Consider the following 4,071-nt stretch of genomic DNA (forward strand, 5'->3'; position numbering starts at 1 on the left):
TGGGGGGTGTAGGGGGCCGGGGTTCGGATAGCCTGACCGATGGATCTCTCTTGACGTCGAGGGAAAGATCGATCATCGGATCGTTGGATCCCGGATCATCGGATCGTTGAGCGTCCGGGAGATCCTGCACCCGGGGCAGGACCCCAACCGCCAGCTGTCTTACGGAGATCGCCATGACCCGCACTCCCGTGAATGTCACCGTTACCGGCGCGGCCGGACAGATCGGCTACGCGCTGCTCTTCCGCATCGCCTCCGGTCACCTGCTCGGCCCGGATGTGCCGGTCAAGCTCCGCCTCCTCGAGATCACCCCGGCACTCGGTGCCGCCGAGGGCACCGCGATGGAGCTCGACGACTGCGCCTTCCCGCTGCTCAAGGGCATCGACATCTCGGACGACCCGAACGTCGCCTTCGACGGCGCCAACGTCGCCCTCCTGGTCGGCGCCCGCCCGCGTACCAAGGGCATGGAGCGCGGCGACCTGCTCGAGGCCAACGGCGGCATCTTCAAGCCGCAGGGCAAGGCCATCAACGACCACGCCGCGGACGACATCAAGGTCCTCGTCGTCGGCAACCCGGCCAACACCAACGCGCTCATCGCGCAGGCCGCCGCCCCGGACGTACCGGCCGAGCGCTTCACCGCGATGACCCGCCTGGACCACAACCGCGCGCTCTCGCAGCTCGCGAAGAAGACCGGCGCCGCCGTCTCCGACATCAAGCGCCTCACCATCTGGGGCAACCACTCGGCGACCCAGTACCCGGACATCTTCCACGCGGAGATCGCCGGCAAGAACGCCGCCGAGGTCGTGGGCGACGAGAAGTGGCTGGCCGACGACTTCATCCCGACCGTCGCCAAGCGCGGCGCCGCGATCATCGAGGCCCGTGGCGCGTCCTCGGCCGCATCGGCCGCCAACGCCGCCATCGACCACGTGCACACCTGGGTCAACGGCACCGCCGACGGCGACTGGACCTCGATGGGCATCCCGTCGGACGGCTCGTACGGCGTTCCGGAGGGCCTGATCTCCTCCTTCCCGGTCACCGCCAAGAACGGCACGTACGAGATCGTCCAGGGCCTGGAGATCAACGACTTCTCCCGCGCCCGGATCGACGCCTCGGTCAAGGAGCTCACCGACGAGCGCGACGCGGTGCGCGGTCTCGGCCTCATCTGATCGTCGCGAGACAGTCTCGCTAGACATCCACGGAAGGTCCCGGTCCGCAAGGGCCGGGACCTTCCGTGTGTACCTGTCTCCGAGGTGGCTCCAGGGCACCCCGTACTCCCCTATGCTGTGACGCAGCACACAGCAACGCGTGTGTCTCGCAAGGCAATTGAAGCCCCAGGGGGAAGCGTTGACGCAGACCTACGTCCCGCAGCAGCCGGAGCCGCCGGGGACACCGGATGCCCCGGACGCTCCCTTACAGGTCCCGCCGACACCGCCCGGCGCCAGCGAGGCCACCCGGCTGCTCTGCGCGGGAAACTACCTCGACAACGCCTACCGCGACGCGGTCATCGAGGAGTTGTACGTCCACGAGGAGCGCATCGTCGCCCCTTCGCTCGGCTATGACGCCGCCCGGGTGCTGGCCCACGCGCTGCGCGCCCGCCGTGCCGAACTCGGCTGGACGGCCGGGATCGTCGGGCTGTGGGTGCTGGGACTGCTCCTCGCCCCCGGTGTGCTGGTGCTCTTCCTGCTGCCGTGTCTGCTGCTCGCGCTGGCCGACCTGGTACGCGGCCACGGGAAGAAGCCGTCGTTGTACCGCACGGCACCCGCCGGGTACCTGCGCTGGACCGGACGGGCGTTGCTGCTGGTCGTTCTCTGGCTGGCGGTGGCGGTCGCGTTCGGCGCGGGGAATGCGGAGGACGGCGGACAGACCGGGGGGACCTCGACGGGGGATGTCGCCGCCACTCTGCCCGGCGCACTCGGCGAGCAGCCGAAAGTCTTCGACGGCTGGGTGGCGATCTTCGTACTGGTGCTGACGGCGGTGTGCGTGGGCGCGCAGCGCGGCCAGTTCGCCAGGGCGCTCGCGGGCGAACTGCACCCGACGAGGTTCCCGGACATCGCGAGCGACCCCGCCGAGGCAGCGCCAGGACATCGCTTCCAGCGGCTGCGCCAGCGCATCCGGACCGAGCAGCACGCCCCGCTCGTCATGTACCACGCGGGCAACCCCTTCTGCGGTGCCGGAAGCCCGTACGACTCCTGGACCCTCGCCGTCGAGCTACGGCCTGACGCCGACCGCGACGAACCCCCGGAGCCGGTCACCAACCGGGTGATCCTGGAACGCGTCCGGCCGCTGCTCGCCGGGCTGCGGCTGCCCGCGCCGCACGCCGGGGACGCGGTACGGGACCGGCTGCGCCAGCTGGAGATCGACGAGTGCGTCTTCCTGCCGGTGGCCGGACTGCCCCGCCGCGACCTGGCCCCGTACGACCAGCAGGTCTTCGAGGCCCACCGGGCCGACGCGGTCGAGGAGGGCGGCGAGACGCGGCGCCACTTCCTGCGGATCAGGGTCGGCGGCTGGGAAGAGGAGCTGGTCACGACCGTCTACGTACGGGTGCACACCCAGGGCCGGATGCTGATGCTGGAAGTCGCCCCGCATGTGCTGCTTCCCGTACGCGCCGACTTCGAGGAGGCCGACCGGGTCGCGCACCAGTACCGCAACAACAGCATGTTCGGCAAGGCTGTCTGGGCGCTGGCCAGGGGCCCGCGCTCGCTGCCGTTCGCGGTGGTCACGCTGGCCCGGGGGGCCGCCCTGACCTGGCGGATCATCACGGGCGGCTATGGCGGGGCGATGCCCGACGGGCCCGCGGTCTCGGTGCGTGAGCTGGGCGCGGCCGGGGACTGCTCGCTCTTCCAGGACATGGATGTGCGCCGCTATCTGAAGGCCGTCCAGGACCGGGTGGCCAACGGAGTGCGGCAGGCGCTGCGGGACGCGGGCTACCACACCGACGAATTCGTCCAGAAGATCACCCATGTCAGCGGTGGCGGGGTACTCATCGAGAGGGCGCAGGGCGCGTTCGCAGTCGGAGACCACAACACCATCACCAACAACACGCAGGGCGCGAGTGGCCTGGGAGGCGACGATGGCACGCGATGACGGCCGGGGCATCCACATCGGGAACGTGCAGGGCGCGTTCGCCATCGGCGACAACAACAGCGTCGTCAACCAGCAGGGCGTGGCGCCGCTGGACCCCGCGCACGCGGAGCTGCTCAAGGCCGTACGGGATCTGCGCGCCGATCTGGCCCGGCTGAACACCACCGACGAGACGGCCGCGCTGGACGGCGAACTGGCCGACGCGGAGGACGAGATCGGCCGGACCGGGCGGGCCGACCGGGGGCTGCTCGGCAGGATCGGGCAGGCGCTGAGCCAGGCGGGCGCGGTGACGGGGCTGCTGGCGTCGGCCACCGCGCTGTCCGAATCGGTCCGCGCGCTGGTGGGGAACTGAGCATGGCCGACAAGGGTGGGGTGCGCTGGAACGCGCGCACACAGCGCTGGGAGTCCGATGCCGCGCCGCAGCCGCGGTTCACCGCGCCGCCTCCGCCGCGGCCGGGGTCGGAGCCGCCTCCGACTCCGCCGCCGTCGGCGTCCGAGCCGCCGCGACCGGCGTCCGAGCCGCGGCCTGCTTCCGGGCCGCCGGCCGAGTCCGGGCCGCCGGCCGAGTCCGGGCCGCCGGCCGAGTCCGGGCCGCCGGCCGAGTCCGGGCCGCATGTCGGCTCCGAGTCAGGGCCTGATTCCGAGCCACGGCCTGATTCCGAGCGGTCCTACTCCGGATGGCCTGGCTCCGGACGGCCTGACTCCGGGCCCCACGTCGGCTCCGAGCCGCGGGTCGAGCTGGGCCCGCCGCAGCCGTCCTGGCAGCCGGTGGCGCCGGTGCCGGGACCCGGTCCTGAGCCGCGGCCGTGGTTTCGCCGGGCCGTGGTGATCGTGCCGGTGGCGGCCGCGTTAGTGCTCGCCGGGCTCGGCGGCTGGCTGCTCTTCGGCCAGGGCGACGACGGGCAGTCGGACGCGAAGCGGGTGACGGACAGCGCCGCCCCCAGCGGCCTGCCGACCCCGACCATCGAGCCTCCCACCCTGGCCCCGACCGAG

3 protein-coding genes are annotated in these 4,071 nt (G+C 71.8%); all 3 read left to right on the top strand.

All coding sequences use genetic code 11. The features are described 5' to 3' along the window. Positions 1-173: 173 nt before the first annotated feature. The 3 genes from U9R90_RS34020 to U9R90_RS34030 all read left to right on the top strand — a co-directional run bounded on the left by U9R90_RS34020 (position 174) and on the right by U9R90_RS34030 (position 3,430). Positions 174-1,163 (top strand): malate dehydrogenase, encoded by a 990-nt coding sequence (locus tag U9R90_RS34020; RefSeq protein ID WP_411061150.1) that lies wholly within the window; start codon positions 174-176, stop codon positions 1,161-1,163. A gap of 178 nt (positions 1,164-1,341) precedes the next feature. Further along, positions 1,342-3,081, top strand: coding sequence for a hypothetical protein (locus U9R90_RS34025; RefSeq protein ID WP_411061152.1), 1,740 nt, complete (start codon positions 1,342-1,344; stop codon positions 3,079-3,081). Beyond that, complete coding sequence (locus U9R90_RS34030) at positions 3,068-3,430, top strand: hypothetical protein (RefSeq protein WP_411061154.1); 363 nt, start codon at positions 3,068-3,070, stop codon at positions 3,428-3,430. Before U9R90_RS34025 ends, U9R90_RS34030 begins: the two co-directional genes overlap by 14 nt. Positions 3,431-4,071 lie beyond the last annotated feature (641 nt).

Origin of the sequence: Streptomyces sp. E11-3, assembly GCF_046540415.1 — a bacterium.
GTDB lineage: Bacteria > Actinomycetota > Actinomycetes > Streptomycetales > Streptomycetaceae > Streptomyces.